The 23,527-nt window shown below is 63.0% G+C and carries 21 protein-coding genes; 11 read left to right on the plus strand and 10 right to left on the minus strand.

Annotated features, from left to right (window positions below; all coding sequences use genetic code 11):
• The first annotated feature begins 17 nt into the window (after positions 1-17).
• From biuH to GSQ88_RS23855, 3 genes are all read left to right on the plus strand, one after another.
• Positions 18-701 (plus strand): biuret amidohydrolase, encoded by a 684-nt coding sequence (gene biuH, locus GSQ88_RS23845; RefSeq protein ID WP_159010199.1) that lies wholly within the window; start codon positions 18-20, stop codon positions 699-701.
• Positions 698-2,230 (plus strand): ABC transporter ATP-binding protein, encoded by a 1,533-nt coding sequence (locus GSQ88_RS23850; protein WP_159010200.1) that lies wholly within the window; start codon positions 698-700, stop codon positions 2,228-2,230. The genes biuH and GSQ88_RS23850 overlap by 4 nt, the downstream gene beginning before the upstream one ends.
• An 89-nt stretch (positions 2,231-2,319) precedes the next feature.
• On the plus strand, positions 2,320-2,820 hold the full coding sequence (locus GSQ88_RS23855; protein ID WP_159010201.1) for a nucleoside deaminase: 501 nt from the start codon (positions 2,320-2,322) through the stop codon (positions 2,818-2,820).
• A gap of 32 nt (positions 2,821-2,852) precedes the next feature.
• Here the strand turns inward: GSQ88_RS23855 and GSQ88_RS23860 are convergent, their stop codons facing one another.
• Positions 2,853-3,110, minus strand: a complete 258-nt coding sequence (locus tag GSQ88_RS23860; protein ID WP_159010202.1) for a hypothetical protein — start codon at positions 3,108-3,110, stop codon at positions 2,853-2,855.
• A gap of 421 nt (positions 3,111-3,531) precedes the next feature.
• A complete protein-coding gene (locus GSQ88_RS23865; RefSeq protein ID WP_159010203.1) occupies positions 3,532-4,614 on the minus strand; it encodes a hypothetical protein in 1,083 nt (360 codons plus the stop codon).
• A 586-nt stretch (positions 4,615-5,200) separates the two neighbouring features.
• Here GSQ88_RS23865 and GSQ88_RS23870 point away from each other — a divergent pair.
• The 4 genes from GSQ88_RS23870 (at position 5,201) to GSQ88_RS23885 (ending at position 9,916) form a co-directional block, all read left to right on the plus strand.
• Positions 5,201-6,769, plus strand: coding sequence for an ABC transporter ATP-binding protein (locus GSQ88_RS23870; protein WP_159010204.1), 1,569 nt, complete (start codon positions 5,201-5,203; stop codon positions 6,767-6,769).
• Positions 6,753-7,844: an ABC transporter permease gene (locus tag GSQ88_RS23875; protein ID WP_159010205.1), complete on the plus strand. Its 1,092-nt coding sequence runs from the start codon at positions 6,753-6,755 to the stop codon at positions 7,842-7,844. The genes GSQ88_RS23870 and GSQ88_RS23875 overlap by 17 nt, the downstream gene beginning before the upstream one ends.
• Positions 7,831-8,748: an ABC transporter permease gene (locus GSQ88_RS23880; protein WP_159010206.1), complete on the plus strand. Its 918-nt coding sequence runs from the start codon at positions 7,831-7,833 to the stop codon at positions 8,746-8,748. The genes GSQ88_RS23875 and GSQ88_RS23880 overlap by 14 nt, the downstream gene beginning before the upstream one ends.
• A gap of 76 nt (positions 8,749-8,824) precedes the next feature.
• Positions 8,825-9,916 (plus strand): BMP family ABC transporter substrate-binding protein, encoded by a 1,092-nt coding sequence (locus GSQ88_RS23885; RefSeq protein ID WP_159010207.1) that lies wholly within the window; start codon positions 8,825-8,827, stop codon positions 9,914-9,916.
• Positions 9,917-10,295: 379 nt separating this feature from the next.
• On the opposite strand, the gene GSQ88_RS23890 is transcribed toward GSQ88_RS23885, so the two are convergent.
• Entirely contained in the window at positions 10,296-11,642 is a 1,347-nt protein-coding gene (locus tag GSQ88_RS23890; RefSeq protein WP_159010208.1) for an 8-oxoguanine deaminase, read from the minus strand.
• 174 nt (positions 11,643-11,816) lie between these two features.
• Between GSQ88_RS23890 and GSQ88_RS23895 the strand changes: the two genes are divergently transcribed.
• The 3 genes from GSQ88_RS23895 to GSQ88_RS23910 all read left to right on the plus strand — a co-directional run bounded on the left by GSQ88_RS23895 (position 11,817) and on the right by GSQ88_RS23910 (position 16,728).
• The gene (locus GSQ88_RS23895) at positions 11,817-12,686 is read left to right on the plus strand and encodes an FAD binding domain-containing protein (protein ID WP_159010209.1); all 870 of its coding nucleotides are present in this window, start codon (positions 11,817-11,819) and stop codon (positions 12,684-12,686) included.
• Complete coding sequence (locus tag GSQ88_RS23900) at positions 12,683-15,412, plus strand: molybdopterin-dependent oxidoreductase (RefSeq protein ID WP_159010210.1); 2,730 nt, start codon at positions 12,683-12,685, stop codon at positions 15,410-15,412. Before GSQ88_RS23895 ends, GSQ88_RS23900 begins: the two co-directional genes overlap by 4 nt.
• 260 nt (positions 15,413-15,672) lie before the next feature.
• Positions 15,673-16,728, plus strand: a complete 1,056-nt coding sequence (locus GSQ88_RS23910; protein WP_159010211.1) for a zinc-binding metallopeptidase family protein — start codon at positions 15,673-15,675, stop codon at positions 16,726-16,728.
• A 31-nt stretch (positions 16,729-16,759) separates the two neighbouring features.
• Here the strand turns inward: GSQ88_RS23910 and GSQ88_RS23915 are convergent, their stop codons facing one another.
• The 6 genes from GSQ88_RS23915 to GSQ88_RS23940 all read right to left on the minus strand — a co-directional run bounded on the left by GSQ88_RS23915 (position 16,760) and on the right by GSQ88_RS23940 (position 21,588).
• Positions 16,760-17,710 (minus strand): isopenicillin N synthase family dioxygenase, encoded by a 951-nt coding sequence (locus GSQ88_RS23915; RefSeq protein WP_210253875.1) that lies wholly within the window; start codon positions 17,708-17,710, stop codon positions 16,760-16,762.
• A gap of 230 nt (positions 17,711-17,940) precedes the next feature.
• Entirely contained in the window at positions 17,941-18,780 is an 840-nt protein-coding gene (gene pucL / locus GSQ88_RS23920; RefSeq protein WP_159010213.1) for a factor-independent urate hydroxylase, read from the minus strand.
• A gap of 177 nt (positions 18,781-18,957) precedes the next feature.
• The gene (gene uraD, locus GSQ88_RS23925) at positions 18,958-19,845 is read right to left on the minus strand and encodes a 2-oxo-4-hydroxy-4-carboxy-5-ureidoimidazoline decarboxylase (RefSeq protein ID WP_159010214.1); all 888 of its coding nucleotides are present in this window, start codon (positions 19,843-19,845) and stop codon (positions 18,958-18,960) included.
• A 10-nt stretch (positions 19,846-19,855) separates the two neighbouring features.
• A complete protein-coding gene (gene puuE / locus GSQ88_RS23930; protein ID WP_159010215.1) occupies positions 19,856-20,791 on the minus strand; it encodes an allantoinase PuuE in 936 nt (311 codons plus the stop codon).
• Between the two features lies 1 nt (position 20,792).
• Positions 20,793-21,206, minus strand: coding sequence for a DUF3830 family protein (locus GSQ88_RS23935; RefSeq protein WP_159010216.1), 414 nt, complete (start codon positions 21,204-21,206; stop codon positions 20,793-20,795).
• An 82-nt stretch (positions 21,207-21,288) separates the two neighbouring features.
• Positions 21,289-21,588, minus strand: a complete 300-nt coding sequence (locus GSQ88_RS23940; protein ID WP_502706765.1) for a hypothetical protein — start codon at positions 21,586-21,588, stop codon at positions 21,289-21,291.
• A 250-nt stretch (positions 21,589-21,838) separates the two neighbouring features.
• On the opposite strand from GSQ88_RS23940, the gene GSQ88_RS23945 reads away from it, so the two are divergent.
• Positions 21,839-22,060, plus strand: coding sequence for a hypothetical protein (locus tag GSQ88_RS23945; RefSeq protein WP_159010217.1), 222 nt, complete (start codon positions 21,839-21,841; stop codon positions 22,058-22,060).
• Positions 22,061-22,131: 71 nt separating this feature from the next.
• Here GSQ88_RS23945 and GSQ88_RS23950 read toward each other — a convergent pair whose 3' ends face one another.
• Positions 22,132-23,523: an amidase gene (locus GSQ88_RS23950; RefSeq protein WP_159010218.1), complete on the minus strand. Its 1,392-nt coding sequence runs from the start codon at positions 23,521-23,523 to the stop codon at positions 22,132-22,134.
• Positions 23,524-23,527 lie beyond the last annotated feature (4 nt).

The following is a 23,527-nucleotide window of genomic DNA, read 5'->3' on the forward strand; positions in this document are numbered from 1 at the left end:
ACAGCAAGGACAAAACCATGGCTGAGCGCTATCTGAAGTCCGAACCCTACGCGTGGCCGTATAATGGCGATCTGCGCCCGAAAAATACCGCGCTGATTATCATCGATATGCAGACCGACTTCTGCGGCGTCGGCGGCTACGTCGACAAGATGGGGTATGATCTGTCGCTGACGCGGGCGCCGATCGAACCGATCAAGAAGTTGCTTGGCGTGATGCGCGCCCAGGGCTTTCACATCATCCACACCCGCGAAGGCCATCGCCCCGACCTCTCCGACCTGCCGGACAACAAGCGCTGGCGCTCGCGGCAGATCGGCGCCGGGATCGGCGATCCCGGGCCCTGCGGCCGCGTGCTGGTGCGCGGCGAAGCCGGCTGGGAGATCATCCCTGATCTGGCGCCGCTGCCGGGCGAACCGATCATCGACAAGCCGGGCAAGGGCTCGTTCTGCGCCACCGACCTGGAGCTGATGCTGCGGCTGCGCGGCATCGAAAACCTCGTGCTGACCGGCATCACCACCGACGTCTGCGTCCACACCACGATGCGCGAGGCCAACGATCGCGGCTTCGAATGCGTGCTGGTCGAGGACTGCTGCGCCGCTACCGACAAGAGCAATCACGAGCACGCGCTGAAGATGATCAAGATGCAGGGCGGCGTGTTCGGCGCCGTCGCAACCTCCGGGGCGTTTATCGAGGCCGTATCATGATCATCGGCGAGACGCCGCTCCCGGAGGGCGCACTCGGCGTCGATGCGCTCGCGGTGACCATGAAGTTCGGCGACTTCCTCGCGCTCGACAATGTCGAACTCAAGGTGCGTCCGGGGTCGTTCCATGCGCTGCTCGGCGAAAACGGCGCCGGCAAGAGCACGCTGGTGAAATGCATCATGGGGTATTATCACGCGACCGAGGGCGAGATCCTGGTCGGCGGCCGTCAACAGGCGATCGCCAACCCAAAGGACGCGCATGCGCTCGGGCTCGGCATGGTGTACCAGCATTTCACCCTGGTGCCGGCGATGACGGTGGCGGAAAATCTCGTGCTGGCGCGCGACGACGTGCCCGCGGTGGTGAACTGGGCCAAGGAGACCAGGGAGCTCGAGGCGTTCCTGGCGCGGATGCCGTTCAAGGTGCCGCTCAAGGCGCGGGTCTCCGACATCTCCGCCGGCGAACGGCAAAAATGCGAAATCCTCAAGCAGCTCTATCTGAAGCGGCGCTTCCTGATCCTGGACGAGCCGACCTCGGTGCTGACGCCGGCCGAGGCCGACGAGGTCTTGGGCATGCTGCGCGCCATGGTCGTGGCCGGCGACCTGACCATCCTGATGATCACCCACAAATTCCGCGAGGTGATGGCGTTTGCCGATGACGTCACCATCCTGCGCCGCGGCAAGCTCGCCGGCCACGGCCGGGTTGCCGATCTCACGCCGGACGACATGGCGCGCACCATGATCGGTGCCGAGGAATTGACGGTGCAGCCGGCGCGTTCAGGCGAAGTCACCGCAGCGCGGCTCGAACTCGACAAACTGAACGCGCTGGACGATGCTGGCGCGGTCGCCGTGCACGACGTTTCGCTGTCGATCCGCGGCGGTGAGATCGTCGGCATCGCCGGCGTCTCCGGCAACGGCCAGCGCCAGCTGGTCGAAGTGCTCGCCGGCCAGCGCGAGGCCGAGAGCGGTGAAATCCGGGTGATCGGCGAGGTCTATCATGCCAGCCGCGAGGAAATGCGGCGGCACAAGATGTCGCTGTTGCCCGAAGAACCCCTCAAGAACGCCTGCGTCGGCGGCATGAGCGTCGCCGACAATCTCGCGTTCCGCGAATTCGACCGCAGCCCGTTTGCCAGCGGCGGCTGGTGGCTCAACGGCGCGGCGTTCCGCGACGATGCCGAGAAGAAGATCGGGCTCTACAAGATCAAGACCCGCGGACCGGATACGCCGATTGCGGCGTTGTCGGGCGGCAACGTGCAGCGCGCCGTGCTGGCGCGCGAACTCGGCGGCGACGTCGAAGTCCTGATCGCAGCCAATCCCTGCTTCGGCCTCGATTTCGCAGCGGTGGCGCAGATCCATGCCGAGATCATGGCGGCGCGCAACCGCGGCGCCGCGGTGCTATTGGTCAGCGAGGACCTTGACGAACTGCTGGAACTGTCCGATCGCCTGGTGGTGATGTTCCACGGCCAGTTCGTCTACGAGGCGCGCGCCGGCCAAACCGACCTCACCGAAATCGGACGACACATGGCGGGGCACTAGAGCATGATCCGAAAAAGTGGGAACCGGTTTTCCTCGGGACAAACGCGAAGCGTTTGCCCGAAGATCATGCTCAAACAAGAAATGAACTTATGAGCGACATCGCCCATCTCGACCCGAGCGAGCGCGACGATCATTTCCTGCGCCGTTCGTTCGAGGTTGCCCGCCGCGCCATGAGCCACGGCAATCACCCCTTCGGCGCGATTCTGGTCGATCGCAGCGGCAACGTGCTGATCGAGGTTGAGAACGGCTATATGCCCGATCATGATGGCACCGCGCATGCCGAGCGTTTGCTGGCGACCCAGGCCTGCACGACGCTGAGCCTGGAGATCCTCGGCGCGGCGACATTGTATTCGTCCGCCGAGCCGTGCGCGATGTGCGCGGGCGCGATGTATTGGGCCGGCATCGGCCGGCTGGTCTATGCCTTGAGCGAACACCGCCTGCGCGACATCACCGGCAATCATCCGGAAAACCCGACGTTGAACCTGCCCTGCCGCGAGGTCTTCGCGAGCGGCCAACGATCGACCGAGGTCGTCGGGCCGCGGCTGGAGGACGAGGCCGCGGCGCTGCACGACGGCGTCTGGACGAAATAGCGTTCGATCTTCCGCGGTCAGTCGACAGTCTGTCAGTCGACGGTCTTCTTGACGGGATGGCGCCGGCGCGGCTCGGCAGCGACCGGCTCGGCGCGGAACCATGGGCTCACCGCATTATCGGTCGGCATCGGTCGGCCGCTTTGGTACGCGTCCCTGGCGGCCAACCCGGCACGGACGTCCGGGCCCGGAGGCGGAGCCGCATAGTCACCGGTACCCTGTGCAAAAGCCTGTGCCGTGGAGCCGAGCAGCAACGCAACGAGGATGGCCGGCAAAGCTGATTGGAACCGCATGTTGAATCTTCTCCATCGATAGCGGGTCTCGAGCAGTTCCGGTTCTGATGGAATCAGAACCGGGCTCTAGACTCTTGTGTTTTGACGCGTTTTCTTGACGCGAACCGGTATCCACTTCGCTCGAAAACGCTCTGGCGAATAACGCGTCGCGTTCTATCCTGATCCGCGCCGGCGCGCGGACTTTATCTCGCATTATTTTCGCACCATGTCGCGATCGAAAAAACCAATGTCGGTCGGGGATTTGGCAGATCGGATGCCGTCGGGACCCGGGTTCGCAGCAGCACGATGTCGCCAAGTGGACGCATCGGCCTCTCCGATACACGCCAGCAGAAATGGCGCCGCGGGGAACATCGCGGCGCCATTTTTAGCAGTTGGTGGTCTTCAGCTCAGAGCTTGGAGGCTCAGATCAGAACTTTCAGATTTAGAACTTGGCGGTAACGCCGGCATACAACGATTTCTCGGTGCAGGAGCGGTTGTTCACGCCGTTGGTGTAGCAGACCGGATTGTTGACGTTCTGGTCGTTGAGGCCGAACTTGTTCTCCCAGAAGCGATAGGCGACCCAGACGTCGAGGAAGTGGGCGTATTTGGCACCGTAGACCGCCTTGCTGGCGTCGAAGGTCAAGCGGATCGGTTCGGAGTTGATTTCCATCGCGGTGTTGTTGCTAGCCTGAATGGTCGACGGCGAAGCTGCCCCCGCGCCCTTCGCGCCATAGAAACCAGCGCGACCGCTGACCGAGAAGTAGTTGATCTGTTCAGGCAGGAAACCCAGGTCCATGTAGTAGTTGATTTCCAGGGCCCAGGTTGCGTTGAAGCGCGTATTGCCGTCCGAGATGCCCGAGCAGGCATCGACCGGGAAGCACCCCGTGCCGACCAGGCCCGGCGTCAGATACGCATTGTGATTCCACTCCTGGTAATAGAGGGGAGCGATGTCGAGGAAGCCCTTGTACGGCAGGTCGAAAGCGAATTGCAGACCGGCGACGACATCTTTCTTGTTGGGCGCCAGGAACTGGTTCTCGGTTTCGCCGTCGACACCGACTTCGAACGAGATGTTGTTCAGCACGCCACCAACGGAGAACATCTTGGTGTTGAACAGCTGATTCCAGCCGAACGTGCTGCGGATCAGGCCGTAAAACTCGGCCGCGCCGGCGCAATTACCGGGATTGGCGTTGAAGGGGTCGCCGCAAGGCGCGGCCGGGTCGGCGTGGTCGGACTTGGCCAGCGACAGGGTGATGAAGTTGGTGCCGTAGGCCCACACGTCGAAGTGGGTATAGGCATAGACCTGCTTCACGGTCTTGGCGGTGACGCCCGGATCGGTCGCATTGAACTGAACCGCGTAGGTCAGCAGGTTATCGTTGACGAAGAAGAACGGTACGTCCGCGATCGGCTTTGCCTTGGCCTTGACCGGGGGCAGATCCGCCGCATGGGCGAAGCTCATCGGCGCGATTGTGGCAATTGCCGCAAGTGACAGCGCCGCGGCTGCAATTGCTTTAGTACGGTAGGACATTCTGAATACCCCCAGAGTTAACGAGCACAACGATCAAGGCCCTTCGAAATGACACTTGCGCCGATCACGCGAACTGCGAAGCCTCAAGTTTTTCCATGTGTTGCCGCAAGTTTCATCACGAACTCGCGATCGATCGCCGAACGATCCGCCGCCTGGACCGGAGCATCGGGTGAAAACAGAACGCGAGAGTGGGCGCAGGACGTCACGCACGTCACACTTAGGCCCATTCTAATTGGCCTTCCGCAGCATTCTACCGCAGCGCAACCTTAGTCCTTTGCACCCGCTCGCCGCGAACCCGTGACTCCGCAACGGACGAGATGACGTTGCTCACATTGACGGCAGGCGTGCTGCGGCGGTTCCGATTTGCATCGACCGTTACAATTCTGCAACACGACAACGGCGGTCTTGTCGCCGAACTACCGCTCGGTCGGCCGTCAGAGGGTGGCCGAACTAATTAGCTTGAGAGAATCAGTGGTTTTTCGAATTGCCGAAGAGTTAGGCAAAAGCTGGCGCTTTTTCACTACTTACGGCGACGTTCAAATTAGCTCAGTATTGAGGCAGTCGTTCCTCGCACCCGTGAGCGCGAATGTTAGATTCAACACCCGGTCCTCGCTCTGACGAAGCGCCGTTGCTTCAGACCGTCGGGCTGACCAAGCGCTACGGTACGTTTCTCGCCAACGAAGCGATCGATATCGATATCTGGCCGCGGCAAATCCATGCCCTGCTGGGCGAGAACGGCGCCGGAAAGTCGACGCTGGTCAAAGCCATCTATGGATTGATCCAGCCGAGCGAAGGCGAAATGCGCTGGCTGGGCGAGAAAATGGTGCTGTCCGGACCGTCAGAAGCGCGCAGTCGCGGTATCGGCATGGTGTTTCAGCACTTTTCGCTGTTTGACAACCTCACCGTCGCCGAGAACGTCGCGCTCGGGCTCGACGGCAAGGAATCCTTCAAGGACATGTCGGCGCGCCTTCAGGAAGTGTCGAATGTCTATGGGCTTCCGCTCGACCCCAAACGCGAGGTCTGGCAGCTATCGGTGGGGGAGCGTCAGCGCATCGAGATCGTCCGCGCCTTGATGCAAAACCCCAAATTCCTGATCCTCGATGAGCCGACCGCGGTGCTGACCCCGCAGGAAGCCGATCAATTGTTCGTCGTGCTGGAGCGCCTGAAGGCCGAGGGCCGCGCCATCCTCTACATCAGCCATAAGCTCGAAGAGGTGAAGCGGCTGTGCGACACCGCCACCATCCTGCGCGGCGGCAAGAAGGTCTCGACCTGCAACCCGAAATTTGAGACCGCCGCATCGCTCGCGCGCATGATGGTCGGCGCCGATATCAAGGAGGTCAGGGCTTCCGCCGGGCGGCAGGTCGGGATCCCGCGGCTGGTCGTCAACGATCTCAACCTCGAGCCCGACGATGCCCACGGCGTCAGGCTTGAACACATCTCGCTCGAACTGAGGGGTGGTGAAATCTTGGGCATCGCCGGCGTCGCCGGTAACGGCCAGGATGAACTTTTCGCGGCACTTTCCGGTGAGCGGCCGTCGCGGGACCCTGGCACGGTGGTGATCGACGGCATCGCCGCGGGCCACCTCTCCATCACGCGGCGCCGCAAGCTTGGCGCAGCCTTCGTGCCCGAAGAGCGGCTCGGGCACGGCACCGCCCCGCGCATGAGACTATCCGAGAATGCGCTGCTGACCGGACACGCGGCCAGCGGCATGGTGCAGCACGGCTTTGTCAATACCGCCGCAATGCTGCTGACGGTCGACCGCGCCACCGAGACGTTCGACGTGCGCAAGGCCAAGCGTGATCCCGAAGCCGCCAGCCTGTCGGGCGGCAATCTGCAGAAATTCATCGTCGGCCGCGAAATCCTGCGTAACCCCGCGGTCCTGGTCGTGAGCCAGCCGACCTGGGGCGTGGATGCCGGTGCGGCCGCCGTGATCCGGCAGGCGCTGCTCGATCTCGCCGCCAATGGCGCCGCCGTGCTGGTGACCAGCCAGGACCTCGATGAACTCGCCGAGATCACCGACCGCATCGCCGTGATGTTCCACGGCCACCTCTCCGAACCGATGCCGACCGCGGACGCCAGCCGCGAGAAACTCGGGCTGTTGATGGGCGGCAGCAGTCTCGAGCCGAAGGAGGCCACGCATGCAGTTCGTGCTTGAGAAGCGGACCGAGCGATCGAACACCATCGCACTGGTTTCGCCGCTGATCGCGATCGGCCTGACCATCGTGACGATGAGCATCCTGTTCGCGATTTTGGGAAAAAATCCGGTTGCAGCACTCGGCGTCTACTTCATCGATCCCTTGACCGACAGCTATTCGCTGCAGGAAATCGCGGTGAAGGCGACGCCGCTGGTGATGATCGCGGTCGGCCTGTCGCTCTGCTATCTCGCCAACGCCTGGAACATCGGCGCCGAAGGCCAATTCCTGATCGGCGCGGTCGCCGGCAGCTGGATCGCGGTGAAAACGCAAGGCACCGATGCCGGATATTGGGTGCTGCCCGCGATGCTGGCGGCCGGTGCTGCGGCGGGCGCGCTGTACGCGCTGATACCGGCGATCTGCAAGACCAGGTTCGGGGCCAGCGAGATCCTGACCAGCCTGATGCTGGTCTATGTCGCGGATCTGTTCCTGGATTATCTGGTGCGCGGCCCGTGGCGCGATCCGGCCGGCTTCAATTTCCCGACCACCGCGGAGTTCGATCCGGTCGCAACCGTTCCGGTATTGATCGCCGGCGGCCGCCTGCATCTCGGCGCCATCATTGCGCTGATCGTGGTTGCCGCGGCCAGCGTGCTGCTCGGACGCACCATCAAGGGCTTCGAAATCCGCGTCGTCGGCGCGGCACCGCGCGCCGCGCGCTTCGGCGGCTTCAACTCCGACCAGCTGATCCTTTTGACCTTCGCGATCTCGGGCGCACTGGCCGGGCTTGCCGGAATCATCGAGGTGGCAGGACCGGTCGGACATTTGCAGCCGGGCATTTCGCCCGGTTACGGCTTCACCGCGATCATCGTGGCATTTCTCGGTCGGCTGAACCCAATTGGAATATTAATTGCAGGCCTTTTCCTCGCGCTTACTTTTATCGGCGGCGAACAGGCCCAGATCGCGATGAAAATTCCGTTGGACGTCACCAAGGTGTTCCAGGGCCTCCTGCTGTTCTACGTGCTCGCCTGCGATTCCCTGATCCTCTATCGCTTCCGGCTCATCTTCGCATCGAGGCAGGTGTCCCGTGGAACTGGCTGAAGCCATCATCCTGTCGGTGCTCGCGGCATCGACGCCTCTGCTGATCGCGGCCACCGGCGAACTGGTGACCGAACGCTCCGGCGTTCTCAATCTCGGCGTCGAGGGCATGATGATCGTCGGTGCGGCCTGCGGCTTCGGCGGGGCGTGGCTGTCCGGCTCGATCATCGTCGGCGCGGTGTGCGGAATAGTCGCCGGCACCCTGCTGTCGCTGATCTTTGCGATGATGACTCTCGGCCTCGCGGTCAACCAGGTCGCCTCGGGCCTGGCGCTGACCATCCTCGGCATCGGACTATCCGGCCTGATCGGCGCCGGCTTCGTCGGCGAACGGATTACACCGGCGGCGCACCTGCACATCCCCGGCCTGACCGACATCCCGCTGGTCGGCCGCATCCTGTTCGGCGAAGACGCGTTCGTCTATCTGTCGCTGGCGCTTGTGGTCGGCGTCTGGTGGTTCCTGTACAAGACCCGCGCCGGGTTGATTTTGCGAGCTTGCGGCGACAACCATACGTCGGCGCATGCGCTCGGCTATCCCGTGTTGCGGATCCGGATGTACGCGGTGATGTTCGGCGGCGCCTGTGCCGGCCTCGCCGGCGCTTATTTGCCGCTGGCCTATACGCCGTTCTTCATTCCCGGCATGACCGCCGGCCGCGGCTGGATCGCGCTGGCACTGACGGTGTTCGCATCATGGCGACCGGGGCGCCTCGTGATCGGCGCCTATCTGTTCGGCGCGGTCACCATCCTGCAATTGCATGCACAAGGCGCTGGCATCGGAATTCCGTCGCAGTTCATGTCGTCATTGCCTTACCTCGCGACCGTGATCGTGCTGGTGGCGCTATCGCGCGCCCGCACCGGCGGCTCGACCGCGCCGGCGGCGCTGGGCACCGTGTTCGTGCCCGATCGCTGAATTGATAATCCCGGGCGTGCGTGATGGGGCGCGCCGTCCTGGACTGTGGTACCCCCGATTGTTTGGAGAATTGACGATGAGGAAGACACTTCTTGCAGCTGCCGCGGCGTTTCTGCTGGCCGGCAGTATCAGCGCCGGTATCAGCACCAGCGCCTGGGCCGCCGACAAGCTGAAAGTCGGGTTCATTTATCTGGGACCGGTCGGAGACCTCGGCTGGACCTACCAGCACGAACTGGCGCGCCAGGCGCTGGTCAAGGAATTCGGCGACAAGGTCGAGACCACCTATCTCGAGAACGTTCCCGAAGGCCCCGACGCCGAGCGCGCCATCGAGCAACTGGTTCGCGCCGGCAACAAGCTGATCTTCACCACATCGTTCGGTTACATGGACCCGACCCTGAAGGTCGCGAAGAAGTACCCCGACGTGCATTTCGAACATTGCTCGGGCTACAAGCGCGATGCCAACATGGCGACCTATTCGTCGCGCTGGTATCAGGGCCGTTACATCCAGGGCCAGATCGCGGCCAAGATGTCGAAATCGGGCGTGCTCGGTTACATCGGCTCGTTCCCGATCCCCGAAGTCGTCTCGGGCATCAACGCCACCATGCTGGGCGCGCAGTCGATCAACCCCAATATCAAGGTCAAGATCATCTGGGCCAATTCGTGGTTCGACCCGGGCAAGGAAGCCGACTCCGCCAAGGCGTTGCTCGATCAGGGCGCGGACGTGATCATGCAGCACACCGACTCACCGGCGGCGATGCAGATCGCAAGCGAGCGCGGCAAGGTCGCGTTCGGCCAGGATTCCGAAATGATCAAGTTCGGACCGAAGTCGCAGCTCACCTCGATCATGGATACCTGGGCGCCCTACTACATCTCGCGCGTGAAGGCCCAGCTCGACGGCACCTGGAAATCCGAGGACACCTGGGGCGGGCTCGAAACCAAGATGTTCCAGATGGCGCCCTACACCAACATGCCTGACGACGTGAAGAAGATGGCCGAAGACACCGAGGCCGCCATCACCGCCGGCAAGCTGCAACCGTTCAAATGCCCGGTCGTGGACCAGGACGGCAAGGAAGTCGAATGCAAGGGCGGCGACCATCTCGGCGATGGACAGGTGCTCGGCATGAACTTCTACGTCAAGGGCATCGACGACAAGATGCCGGGCAAGTAACCCCGGCACCGCGCGAAACGAAAGGGTCCGGGCAGCAATGCCCGGGCCCAGTCTTTTAACAGGCCATCCACTCGCTCAGACGTCATCCTGAGGTGCGCGCACTTTCTTGCGCGCCTCGAAGGATGGCCGCACGGACTGCGCTGAACACCATCCTTCGAGGCGCGCCAAAGATGGCGCGCACCTCAGGATGACGTCCAGGATAGCTTCACAGGCTCTGAGGAGCGGCCACGCAGGCAAGTCTACGCTGCCTGCGTAGACTCGGCAGCAGGCCGCGTCTCAAGGGATGGTTTTGTGGCGCATGGTTCGAGACGCGCGCGCCGGACAGCGCAAGTGCGCTGCCGGGAGAGCGCGCTCCTCACCATGACGGTCGCACTGTTGCCTACCCCACCTGCATTGCATGCGCGGCGGCACTGTGGCGGCGGATCAAATCGGGGACATCGAGGCCCGGGATCGCACCGTCGGTGACGGCCCATTTGCCGCCGACCATGACGCGGTCGGCGCGATGCGCGCCGCACAGCACCAGCGCGGCCAGCGGATCGCCATGGCCGGAAAACCGCAATTCGTCGAGCTTGAACATCGCGAGGTCGGCGACTTTGCCGACCTCGATCTCACCAAGTTCGGGCCGGCCGACGCAGGCCGCCGATCCCTTGGTGGCCCAGCGCAGCGCGTCCTTGTGGCTGACGCGGCCGACGCCGTAGCGCGCCCGTTGCAGCAGAAACGCGGCCCGCACTTCCTGCATCAGATTGGATCCGTCGTTGGAGGCCGAGCCGTCGACCCCGAGGCCGATTCCTATCCCCGCCTCCTCCATGTCGCAGACCGGACAGCAGCCCGACGCCAGGATCTGGTTGCTGCAGGCGCAATGGCTGATCGCGGTTTTAGCCTTGCCGAGCCGCTTGATCTCGTCGGAATTGAAGAAGATGCCATGGGCGAGCCAGGTCCGCGCGTTGAGCCAGCCGCATTGCTCGAGATAATCGAGCGGGCGGCAGCCATGCATCTGCTCGCAAAATTTGTTCTCGTCTTCGGTTTCCGCCAGATGGGTGTGCAGGCGGACATCGAGTTTCGAGGCGAGATCGGCAGTGGCGCGCATCAGCGATGTCGTGACCGAAAACGGCGAGCACGGCGCCAGCGCGATCTGCACCATGGCGTCCTCGCCGCGCTGGTGATGCTTGGCGACCACGCGTTCGCTGTCGGCCAGGATGGTGTCTTCGTCCTGCACCACGCTGTCGGGCGGCAAGCCGCCGTCGCGCTGCGAACGGTTCATCGAGCCGCGCGTCAGCAGCGCCCGCATCCCAAGACGCTTGGCCACCGCGACCTCGATATCGACGGCGTCCTCAAGCCCTGCCGGAAAAACGTAATGATGATCGGTCGTGGTGGTGCAGCCGGACAGCAATAATTCCGACATCGCGACGGTGACACCGAGTTCGAGGTTCTTCGGCGTCAGCCGCGCCCAGACTGGATACAGCGCCTGCAACCATGGAAACAGCTCACGATCCAGCGCCGCCGGCAGCGCCCGGGTCAGCGTCTGGTAGAAATGGTGGTGGGTATTGATCAGGCCGGGCACCACCACATGGTCGCCGGCCTCGAAGAACGCGGCGGCGGTCGCGGGTTGACCGCCCCTGGGCACCAGTTCGACAATCCTGCCGTTTTTGACGACGATGCCGCGCTCCGCGCCTTCGGCCAGAATAGCCAGGGGGTCTTTGATCCAGATCGCGTGGGGATGGTCCATGGCCTGCGGCCTCTCCGGAATGGGCTCAAGAGCGTGGCTTACGTTACCTCACTTCAAGACTTGAAATTCAAGACCTGCAATTCAAGGACCAATCGGAATCTCGTGGGAACTTGGCGTCGGTCTTGCAAAGCACGCGTGATCTAGCTTCATCGCTTTGAAATCATACGAGTATCCATGGATCTGAATACCATTACCGAGGTCGCCCATCCGCAAAGCCGGGAACAATTGCCGCTTTGGACGGCAGGCGATGCTTGGCTCGCGGGCGGGACGTATTTGTTCTCGGAGCCCCAGGCGCATCTGGCGCGATTGATCGACCTTACCGACCTGAAATGGCCCGCGCTGACCGTCGGCGAGACCGCGCTCACGATCGCGGCGACCTGCACCGTTGCCCAGCTCGACGGCTTGATCGGCCCGCCGGACTGGATCGCCTCGCCGCTGGTCAATCAATGCTGCCGGGCGTTCCTCGCCTCCTTCAAGATCTGGAAGACCGCGACCGTCGGCGGCAATATCTGCATGTCATTGCCGGCCGGCCCGATGATCTCGTTGACGGCAGCACTCGACGGCGTCTGCACGATCTGGAAGGCCGACGGCAGCGAGCAGACCATCGACGTCGCAAACTTCGTCACCGGCAACCAGTGCAACGTGCTGGCACCGGGCGACCTGTTGCGGCAGATCGACATTCCACTCGCGGCCCTGAAACGGCGTTCGGCGTTCCGCCAGATATCGCTGACCCCGGTCGGCCGCTCCGCGGCGTTGTTGATCGGCAGCCTGCATGGCGGAGGCGGCTTTGCGTTGACGGTGACGGGCTCGACCAAGCGGCCGATAAAATTGTCCTTTGCAGGAATCCCACGAGCGGACGAACTGCGCGACATGCTGCAGCAGCACATCCCCGATGCGCTCTACCATGATGACATCCACGGCAAGCCGATATGGCGCAAGCACATGACCCTGCGGCTGGCCGAGGAAATTCGTGCCGAACTGCGAGGCCCGCGCAGCGAAATACAAGGTCCGCGTAGCGAACTGCAAGGGCCGGCGCGGCCATGACCTATCAGATCAACGGGATCGAATTTTCGGAAACCCCGCAGGCCGGACAATGCCTGCGCACCTTCCTGCGTCAGCTCGGACATTTCGGCGTCAAGAAAGGCTGCGATGCCGGCGACTGCGGCGCCTGTACCGTTCTGATCGACGGCGAACCGGTGCATAGCTGCCTGATCCCGGCGTTTCGCGCCGACGATCACGCCATCACCACCATCGAGGGCCTCGCGCCAGCCGGCGGCGCCCACCCGATGCAGCAGGCCTTTCTCGATGCGCAGGCGTTTCAATGCGGCTTCTGCACCGCGGGCATGATCTTGACCTGCGCGTCGCTGAACCAGGCGCAGCGGCAGGATTTAGGCAGCGCGCTGAAGGGCAACATCTGCCGCTGCACCGGCTATCGCGCGATCGAGGACGCGCTTCAAGGCAAGACCAATGTCGAGCAGGCCGAAGCCGGCACCGCGTTCGGCCGCAGCCTGCCCGCGCCTGCCGGCCCGCAAGTGGTGCGCGGTTCGGAGCGCTACACGTTCGACGTCGCGATGGAAGGCACGCTGCACCTCAAGATGCTGCGCTCGCCGCACCCGCACGCCAGGATCATCGCGATCGACAAACGCGCCGCACTCGCCGTGCCGGGCGTGCAGACGGTTTTGACCCATGAAGACGCGCCACAGCGGCTGTTCTCGACTGCGCGCCATGAAAAGCAATGGATGGACCCCGACGACACCCGCGTGCTCGACCCGGTAGTCCGCTTCATCGGGCAAAAGGTCGCGGCCGTGATCGCGGAGACCGAAGCCGCCGCCGAGGAAGGCTGCCGCCGCCTCAAGGTCGACTATGAAATCCTGCCCGCGGTGGTCGACCCACTACAGGCGATCGCACCCGGTGCGCCGGTGATCCACACCGACAAGACCGCAGAGCATCGCGTCAGCAATGCGCCACGCAATATCGTCGCGGAAACCCATGGCGAGTTCGGCGATGTCGCGCGCGCGCTGGCCTCGGCCGCGGTGACCTACCAGGGAACATTCACCACGCAACGGGTACAGCACGCGGCGCTGGAGACCCATGGCGGCCTCGCCTGGGTCGATGCGTCAGGCATCCTGAACGTGCGCTCCAGCACGCAGGTGCCGTTCCTGACGCGGCGGGCGCTGGCGGATATCTTTGATCTCGCGCCCGACAAGGTCCGGGTGTTCTGCGAGCGCGTCGGTGGCGGCTTTGGCGGCAAGCAGGAAATGTTCGTCGAGGACATTCTGGCGCTCGCCGCGTTGAAGACCGGCCGTCCCGTCAAATTCGAGTTGACCCGCGAGGAGCAGTTCATCTCGACCTCGACCCGGCATCCGATGCAGGTCACCGTGAAGGCCGGCGCGGATAAAGACGGCAGACTGACGGCATTGCAGCTCGATGTGCTCTCCAATACCGGCGCCTATGGCAACCATGCCGGCCCGGTGCTGTTCCACGCCGTCGGCGAATGCATCAGCGTCTATAACTGCCCGAACAAGAAGGTCGATGCCGTCGCCGCCTATACCAACACCGTGCCATCAGGCGCCTTTCGCGGCTATGGCCTGCCGCAAACCATCTTCGCGGTGGAAGCCGCGATCGACGAACTGGCAAGACAGCTCGGTATCGACCCCTTCGACATGCGCCGCCGCAACGTCGTCAAGCCGGGCGATCCCATGCTGGCGCCACCCGGATCCGAATATCATGACGTGCATTATGGCTCTTACGGCCTCGATCAATGCCTCGATCTGGTCGAGCGCGCGATGGCCGAGCCCGGGCCGAAGCTCGAGTTGTCACCGGACTGGCTGACCGGCGACGGCATCGCGCTGACCATGATCGACACCGTGCCGCCTGCCGGGCACTTTGCGGACTGCACGATTGCGCTGCGCGGCGATGGCGGTTTCGAACTCACCGTCGGCACCGCCGAATTCGGCAACGGCACCGCGACCGTGCATCGCCAGATCGCGGCGACGGCGTTGGCGACCACGGTCGATCGAATCAATTTACGGCAATCCGACACCGCGAATGGCGGTCACGATACCGGCGCTTACGGCAGCGCCGGCACCTTCGTCGCCGGCCGCGCCACCATGGCAGCCGCGGAAAATCTCGCGCGCGACCTGATCGCGCTGGGCGCGCAGATCGCCGGGGCCGATCCGGCCTCCTGCGCGCTGAAGGACGAGGCGGTGATCTGCGGCAGGCAAATTCTGTCGTTTGCCGAACTGGCAAGGTCGGCACGTGGCAATGGCCGGACGCTTTCCGCCAGCGGCAGCTCCGAGGGTTCGCCGCGTTCGGTCGCGTTCAATGTGCAGGGCTTCAGGATCGCGCTGAACAAGGCCACCGGCGAAATCAGAATTTTGCGAAGCGTGCATGCCGCCGATGCCGGCAAGGTCGCCAATCCGATGCAATGCCGTGGCCAGGTCGAGGGCGGCGTCGCGCAGTCGCTCGGCGCCACTCTCTACGAGGAAATGGTGATCGACGATGGCGGCCGCGTGACCAATCCGAAATTCCGCGACTATCATCTGCCGTCCTTTGCCGACATCCCGCGCACCGAGGTGTATTTCGCCGATACCACCGACAGCATCGGTCCGATGGGTGCCAAATCGATGAGCGAGAGTCCGTATAATCCGGTCGCAGCCGCGCTCGGCAACGCTATCGCCAATGCTACCGGCATCCGCTTCACCAGCGTGCCGTTCAAGCCGGACCGGCTATGGCCGGCACTGCATGAGAAGTTCGGGCTCAAAGGCTGATGCTAGAGCGTTTTCAAGCGAAGTGGGCGCCGGCTCGCGTGAAGAAAACGCGTCAAAACAAAAGACTAGAGCCCCGTTCCGATTCCATCGGAACGGAAGAGGCTCTAGCCTCCCGCAGAACGGTTACACTGCCGGTAGATTGACCACGATATTTCCGACCGCGGCGAACTTCTATCCGTCTGCCGCGTTGTCGGCTCCCGTCTCATCGAGTTTAATCGAAATTGGCGAACTATTCCTGCCGAAGCCAAGCGAGCCACCCTGTGAAACTCTTTGATTGCCAGTTCTGCGGCAACGTTCTTTATTTTGAAAATCGTTCCTGCGGCCAGTGCGGGCACCATTTGGGCTTTCAGCCCGAACTGGACGAGATGACGGCGCTCGACGCCGCCGGGGACGGCTGGCGTCCGGTCGGATCGCAGGGGCCGACGCGTTATTTCTGCGCCAACGCCAATTATGACGCCTGCAACTGGTTGATATCAGAGACCTCGAGCGAGCTCTACTGCGTGGCTTGCCGGCACAACGGGATCGTTCCGGATGTCTCCGATCCGGCACGGCTCGCCGGCTGGCGCGAACTCGAACTCGGCAAGCACCGGCTGTTTTACTCGCTGTTGCGCTGGAAGCTGCCGTTGCGAACCCGCGCGGAAGATCCGGTGCACGGCCTGATCTTCAATTTTCTGGCCGACCGCCAGGATCGCCCGAAAGTCATGACCGGCCACGACGATGGCGTGATCACCATCGCCCTGACCGAGGCCGACGACCTCGAACGGGAGCGGCGGCGCTTGCAGATGGGCGAGCCCTACCGCACGGTGCTGGGCCATTTCCGGCACGAGGTCGGCCATCACTTCTGGGACGTGCTGATCCGCGATGGCGGCAAGCTCGATGCCTGCCGCGCGGTGTTCGGCGACGAAACGGTCGATTACGAAGAAGCACTCAAGGCTCACTACAAGGATGGCGCGCCGCCCAACTGGCAACAGCATTTCGTCTCATCCTACGCGACCAGTCACCCCTGGGAGGATTTCGCCGAAACCTGGGCGCACTACCTGCACATCGTCGACACCCTGGAGATGGCCGGCGAATTCGGGCTCAACGTCAAGCCGCGGCTCGACCACAATGGCGGCCTCTCATCGCATATCGATTTCGATCCCTACGAAGCCTCGGGCATCGAGCCGATCATGAATGCGTGGTTGCCGTTCGTATACGCCATGAACAGTGTCAGCCGAACCATGGGCACAAGGGAGCTATATCCCTTCGTGCTCTCGCCCGCCGTCATCACCAAGCTCGGCTTTATCCATGATCTCGTCACGCAACCCCGGCATTGAGACCGCGCGACGAGAACACCACATGGCCGCCTCACGCCGTCTTTGCAGCGTAAGTCGGCTCCAGCCGCGAACGCAGGAAATCCGCGCCGGATATCGGCGCGTATTTCGCCGGCCGCTCCGGGCTGGTGCAGCTCGGCAGACAGTCGACGACCGCGTCCGGATTCGGATCGAGGAAAAATGCGACCGAGTAGCGATCCAGGCCCGGATTGACCACCTTGTGCGGCGTCGACACATAGACATCGTTCGACCACCGCATCAGGCAGTCGCCGATGTTGCAAACGAAGGTGCCGGGTATCACCGGCGCGTCGAGCCAACGGCCGGAGCGGTCCTGTACCATCAATCCGCCGACGGCATCGGTCGCCAGCAGCGTGACATTGCCGTAGTCGGTATGAACACCGGCGCCGAGTTGGCCGCCGGAAAGCGGTCTTTCGCTGGGCGGATAATGCAGCAGACGCAGCGTGGCGATTGGCCGGTCGAGCTTGCTCTCGAAAAAATCAGGATCGAGGCCAAGATCAAGCGCGAAGCCGCGATGCAAATCGCAACCGAGCCGCCAGACTCGATTGAAATAGTCCAGCATGGTGGCACGAAAATCGGGCATATCCGGCCACAGATTGGTGGCCCGAAACGCCACGCCGGCCACGATCTCGGGATCGTCGGGCGCCAGTTCGAGCCCGATGTTGAAGGCTTCCTTGACGTCGGGTGGCTTGCCCGGATCCAGCGTTTCACCACCCAGCCCGATGTAGCCACGATTGCTGCCGGGGCCGCCAAAGGAGACCGCCTGGCGGACCGAGGCGGGACCGGTAAAGAACGCAGCCGATGTATCGAAAACGCGCTTCATGAGCTCAGGCGGAACGCCGTGGCCGGAAACATAGAAGAAGCCGACGTCACGGCAGGCCGCGCCCAACGCCTTGGCGACATCCCGCGCCTGCTGCGGCGAGCCATCGATCAAAGCAGCAACATCAATCACCGGAATAGCGCTCACATAGACCTCCTCGGCCGTCATCGGGCTGAAACTAAGAAATCATTAACCTTCGCGCACCAGAATCGTCTGACAACGCAGTCCTGCAAGGCAACTCTCCATGCGACACATGATCGAACGGCTCTTTGAACTGGTCGAAGCCAACATCGGCTGTGCGGTCGTTGCAGTGACGCTCTCTTTCGCGATGACCGGCTGCCTGCGTTTGTTCTGGGAATAGCTGCCTCGATTCGCTCTCAGCCCCGTCCTACCGTGCATTCGATCTGGCCGTGCGGCTCGTCGGTCGGCAGGAAGACGTCGTTGTTGTTATCGAGCCCGAACGCCGAGAGGTTGATCGGGATGAAATGCATGTTCGGGCAGGCCATGCTGATCTCGGAAATTTCCGGCACCGCCGCCAGCACCGCCTCGCCCATCCGGTACAGGCTGTCCTGCACGCTGGAGCTATAGGTGGTGCTGAACACATCCAGTGCGGTGGTGAGAATCTTCGTATTGGTCGCCGGATAATTGTGTGGCTTTGCCGACCACTTCCATGACGCGACCATGCTGGTCGCGCAGATCCGATCATTGGTTTCCTTGATCGTGGTGTAGGGGTCCATCACGTATTTCTCCCAGCCCGACTGGGTCGCCTTCATGAAGGTAAAGCCGTCGATGCCGGAGGTCATGGTCGATCCCTGGCGCGTCGCCTGCACTTCGACGAACGGCTTGCCGTTGCTGTCGAGGATGAAACTATGCGGATGCGGCCTGCCGCCAACGCTCAGCCGGCTCCATTTGGTCTCATGGGCGGTGATCTCCACCGAGTTCACCTGCGGATAGGTGTCGAGATATTTCTTCGCCAGCACCTGGCAGAACTCCTCGGTGCCAAGTCCGGTATTCTGGCGCGCCACGATATTCACGACGTTCTTGATGGTGTCGGTCGATACCGAGTTGCTGTTGTCGGCGTGGGTATAGGTGCGGGCGAAATCGCCATCGAGCATCGCCTGGACGTTGAGCTGGCTGACCTCGTGCCGCTCGCCGTCGCGGTGAAGCCGCATCACGCGGACCCGGCCCTTGCCATATTTGTTCTTGATCAGCGGCACGCTCGCGACCTCCAGTTCGACCGGCCGCCATCCAAAACGCGCGCCGGTTCTGCTAGATAATGAGCAACGTTCGTGCCAGCCGGCAAGCGGATATTGCGTCCGCTTGGCCTTCGGGCCCGGGCAGGGTTGCCGGTTTCTTCGGCATCCTTGCTCACGCGTCGCGCAACCCGCTATTGCCTAACTCCCCCGATAGGTCCCATAGCTCCACGGCGTCACCAGCAGCGGCACGTGGAGGTGGCCTTCGGGGTCGCTGACCGAAAAGCGCAAGGGTATCTGATCGAGGAACGGCGGATCGGACATCGCGACGCCGCGCTCGGCGAAATATTTCCCGACCCTGAACGTCAATTCATAGCGGCCGATCGGGACCGGCCGGCCGCCGATCAAGGGCGCATCGGTGCGGCCGTCCGAATTGGTGATCGTACGCGTCACCACACGGCTGATGCCAAGCTCGGACAGTTCGACGAGCTCGACCGCAATGCCGGCAGCCGGCCGGCCGCTATGGGTATCGAGCACGTGGGTCGATAGCCGCCCATGCACCTTGAGCCGGTCGTCCGACGTGATCAGGAGATCGAGGCGCAGCGCCGCGATCCGGCAGATCTCCTCGATCGATCTTTGGGTTTCGGTAGTGATGTCGTTCGGCAGCCGGCGCTCGAAATCGCGCAGAACGGAGTCCTTGGTTTGGCGCCGCACGCAGACGACATACGGAAAGCCGAACCTGGCGCGGTAGGCATTGTTGACGCGCTCGAACGCCTCGTATTCGGCATCCGACAACCGGTCCAGTCCGAGGCTGTTCTGCTCGGCGCTGGACTCCTCGGTCAACCCCGCGGCGCGCTGGGTTTTGTCGGCGAGATCGGGATGCGCCTTGATCAGCGCGAGGCGAAGTTCCGGTGCCGCGCCGTCGACGGCCGACTTCATCGCATCGAACAATTGCGTCACGCCGGCGAAAGGCCGCGCCGCCGCGGCCTTTTCAGCGATCCATGGCGAGTATTCGAAAATGTTCGCCAGCGCCGCGACGAAGTCGTCCTTGCTGGAAGCATTCAGGTCGGAGAGCTTCTTTTGCGACATAGCTGCGGTCCTATCGGGCGATTGGCGCATTGGCGGCAAGATGCGCCAGGTTGGCGTGCCAATGCTGCGCGATCTGCAACCGCGTCGGCACCCACACCAGTTCGTGGCCGGCGATGTAATCGAGGAAGCGGATCAGCGCGGCCGCGCGGCCCGGACGCCCGACGACCCGGCAATGCAGCCCGACCGACATCATCTTGGGCGACGTCGCGCCTTCCGCGTACAGCACATCAAAACTGTCTTTTAGATAAGTGAAGAACTGATCGCCGCCGCCGAAGCCCTGCGCGTTGACAAAACGCATGTCGTTGGCATCGAGGCTGTAGGGAATGATCAGATGCGGGCCGGCCGGCCCTGCGATCCAGTACGGCAGATCGTCGGCGTAGGAATCGCAGGAATACAGGAAGCCGCCGGCCTCCAGGATTAGCCGCACGGTGTTAATGGAGGTTCGCCCGGTGTACCAGCCGAGCGGACGCTGGCCGGTGACTTCGGTGTGCACGCGGATCGCATCCGCGATCTCGGCGCGCTCCTCGGCTTCCGACATGTCCTTGTGTTCGACCCATTTCAGGCTGTGGCTGGCGATATCCCAACCGGCCTCCTTCATCGCGGCAACCACTTCCGGGTTTCGCTTCAGGGCCGTCGCGACGCCGAACACGGTGGTCGGCAATTTGCGCTCAGTGAAAATCCGCCATAGCCGCCAGAAGCCGGCGCGCGAACCATATTCGAACATCGATTCGATGTTGGCGTGGCGTTGCCCGGGCCAGGGCTGCGCGCCCAATACGTCGGAGAGGAATGCTTCCGACGCACGGTCGCCGTGCAGAATATTGTTCTCGCCGCCTTCCTCGAAATTGACCACGAACTGCACCGCGACCCGTGCGTTCCCCGGCCAATGCGGGTTCGGCGGGTTGCGGCCGTAGCCGCGGAGGTCGCGAGGGTAGTCGGCGTCGCTCACCTCAGACTTCCTCGAACCGGATCTTCTGCGCGCCCTTCCACAATACCGTCTTGCCGAAGGCAGTCAGGTTCTCAAGACCCGAGGTCAAGGTGATAAAATGATTGCCGGCGAGCTGGCCCATTTTGCTCGCGAAGTGCACGCCGCCATAGGCCAGCAGGATTTCAGTCTCGCTGATGCCGCCGGGATAGAGAATGATCTGGCCGGGCGCGGGATAGCTGGTGTGGTTCTCGTAGGAGACGCCGAAATCCAGATCGCCAAGCGGCATCCAGACCCCCTCACCGCTCCAGCGGACGTGGATCGCCTGGCTCTCGAACGGCATCGCCTTGCGGAACGCCGCGACGGTCTTCGGAGCCAGTTTTTCTTCGAAACGGGCCTCAAACTTGAAGTCACCGGCGTGGACAATGAGTTGGCTCATGCATCTTTCTCTTGCTCAAGGAATTAGGCGTTTATCGGCCACAGCCGAACATCGTTCAAGCAATCACCGTTCCAGCTACCGCCTACTGATCCGGCGGCTTCCTTGTGTAGGACAGCCCCAATATCCCGGTGCGCTGCGTTTCCGGCTCCGGCGCCGGGGCCGCTTCCGCCTGTGGCGGGGGTGCCGGCGCCGGCATGTTGTCGCACTTCATCGAATAGACCAGGGTACCATTTGCGGTGCGGCCGATCGGCGCACAATTGTCGACCGTGCGCGCGGTGGCGGGCTTGGGTGTCAGCTTGGTCTGGGCCAAGGCTGGCGGTACCAAGGCCGGCGACGCAATCAAGACAATTGCAGATACCATCGCAGGTGTCAGTCTCTTCATCGGTTTCGCTCGCAACTTACGCCCCTTCCTGATTGAACGGGGCCGATTGGAATGAGTCTATCAGGCCTCACCGTCGATGGCTGCTGAATTTTTGGTCGAAAAAACTTTTGACCATTAAATTTGCTCGCCGCTTCGTGATGGCCCGCCCTGTAATAATTTGCATGATTCATCGTTATCTCCGCTGCATGCGCAGATGAGCGAGACGCCCATGTCTCGCTGCAAAACAGCGCAACGTCTGGGAGACAAGAAAATGCGGAAGACCATACTGACTATCCTGGGTTCGGCTCTGATCGTCGCTTCGGCCGCGCAGGCCGCCTCGGCCACCGAGCATCACCGCCTTCACCGCGTCGCGCGCGCTCCCGCTCAAGTCAGCGAGCCCGTTCGTAACGCCAGTGCCTATGTCCCGGCGCCGACGCAGGACGACTGGTCGCGATATCAAAACGGCGCGTACTCGGCCCCCGCGGGCCGCTAAGCCAACCTGAAGACTGCCCGGAGCCGGTCGCTGTTGCGGCCGGCTCTTTGCATGAAGGGCACCGCTCACCACTAATTCCATCCGAATGCCGGCGGCCAGCGATGGACAAACAACCTGCTCTCGAATTCGCGCGCAAAGGACAGCAGGGAACGATCGCGATGTCGAGCCGCAATAATCTGGACACCAACCGGCATATCGTCATTCTCCGTCGGGCATGGCAACGAGACTGCGGGCAGGCCGAGCGCGTTGGCAAACGGTGTGAAGGCCGCATGCCCACGAGAACCAACCGGCTTGCCGTCAATCTCGGTGGGGTATGATTGCTCTGCCGGCCAAGGCATCGCGGCCGTGGTCGGCGTCACCAGGAAATCATATCGCTCGAAAAGCGCGTCGAACGTTCGCTGCATCGCGGTGATGGTATCAAGCGCGTTGAGATAGTCCTTTGCCGTGTGGCGATCGCCGGCCGCAGCCATCTCGGCGATTGCGGGCGAGACTTTGTCCGTCCAATCCGGCTTGTTCGCCAACAGCCAGGCCACCCCGGTCTGGCTGATGACTGGCCAGACCTGAACCAGCGGATCGGCCAGATCGAACGGCGATAGCATTTCGACATCGAGGCCGAACGACCGCATTCCGGCGATCGTTCGCGCGACGGCGTCGCGGATCAACGGATCGACCGGGGCGCCGCCGAACGTCGGCGCGTAGGCGATGCGCGGACGCTCGGTCATCGACTCGTTCGCACCATGCGACCAATTCGCACCCGCAATGATGTCCATCGCCGAAATGACATCGTCGACGCAGCGCGCGATCGGCCCGGCCACTTCGAAATTATGCAGGATGGCGGGGAAGCCGTGATCGCGTGGCACCGCCTCGCGCGACGGCTTGAACCCGACCAGACCAGTATGGCCGGCCGGACGCCGGATCGAGCCGCCGCCGTCGGTGCCGAGCGCAAGCGCGCCCATGCCCGACGCCACCGCCGCAACCGCGCCGCCACTCGACCCACCCGGCGTGAGGGCTGCGTTCCACGGATTTCCGGTCACGCCGAACAGTTCGTTGTCGGTAAATCCGTGCAGCGTGAATTCCGGGACGTTGGTCTTGCCGAGGATCGCAGCCCCGGCTTCCCGCAAGCGGCGGACCGGCGTCTCATCTATCGCAGGCACGAAGTCGCGATAGAGACGACTGCCCCAGGTCGCGCGCAGGCCCGCGGCCAGGATATTGTCCTTGATCGTCACCGGTACGCCATCGAACGGGCCGAGTGGCCGTCCGGCCTTCCATCGCCGCGCGCTGGCTTCGGCCGATGCCATCGCACCTGCCGCGTCCAGCGTCACAATCGCGTTGAGTTCTGGATTGATCGCGTCGATGCGCGCGAGCGTCGCCGCCATCGCGTGCGCGGGCGACAGCCCGCCGGCGTAGGCCAGCGCAAGCTCGCGCGCCGACAACGACCACAACGGGCGAACGGGATCGGCCATCGCC

Origin of the sequence: Bradyrhizobium sp. S69 (genome assembly GCF_009766005.1) — a bacterium.
Classification (GTDB): Bacteria; Pseudomonadota; Alphaproteobacteria; order Rhizobiales; family Xanthobacteraceae; genus Bradyrhizobium.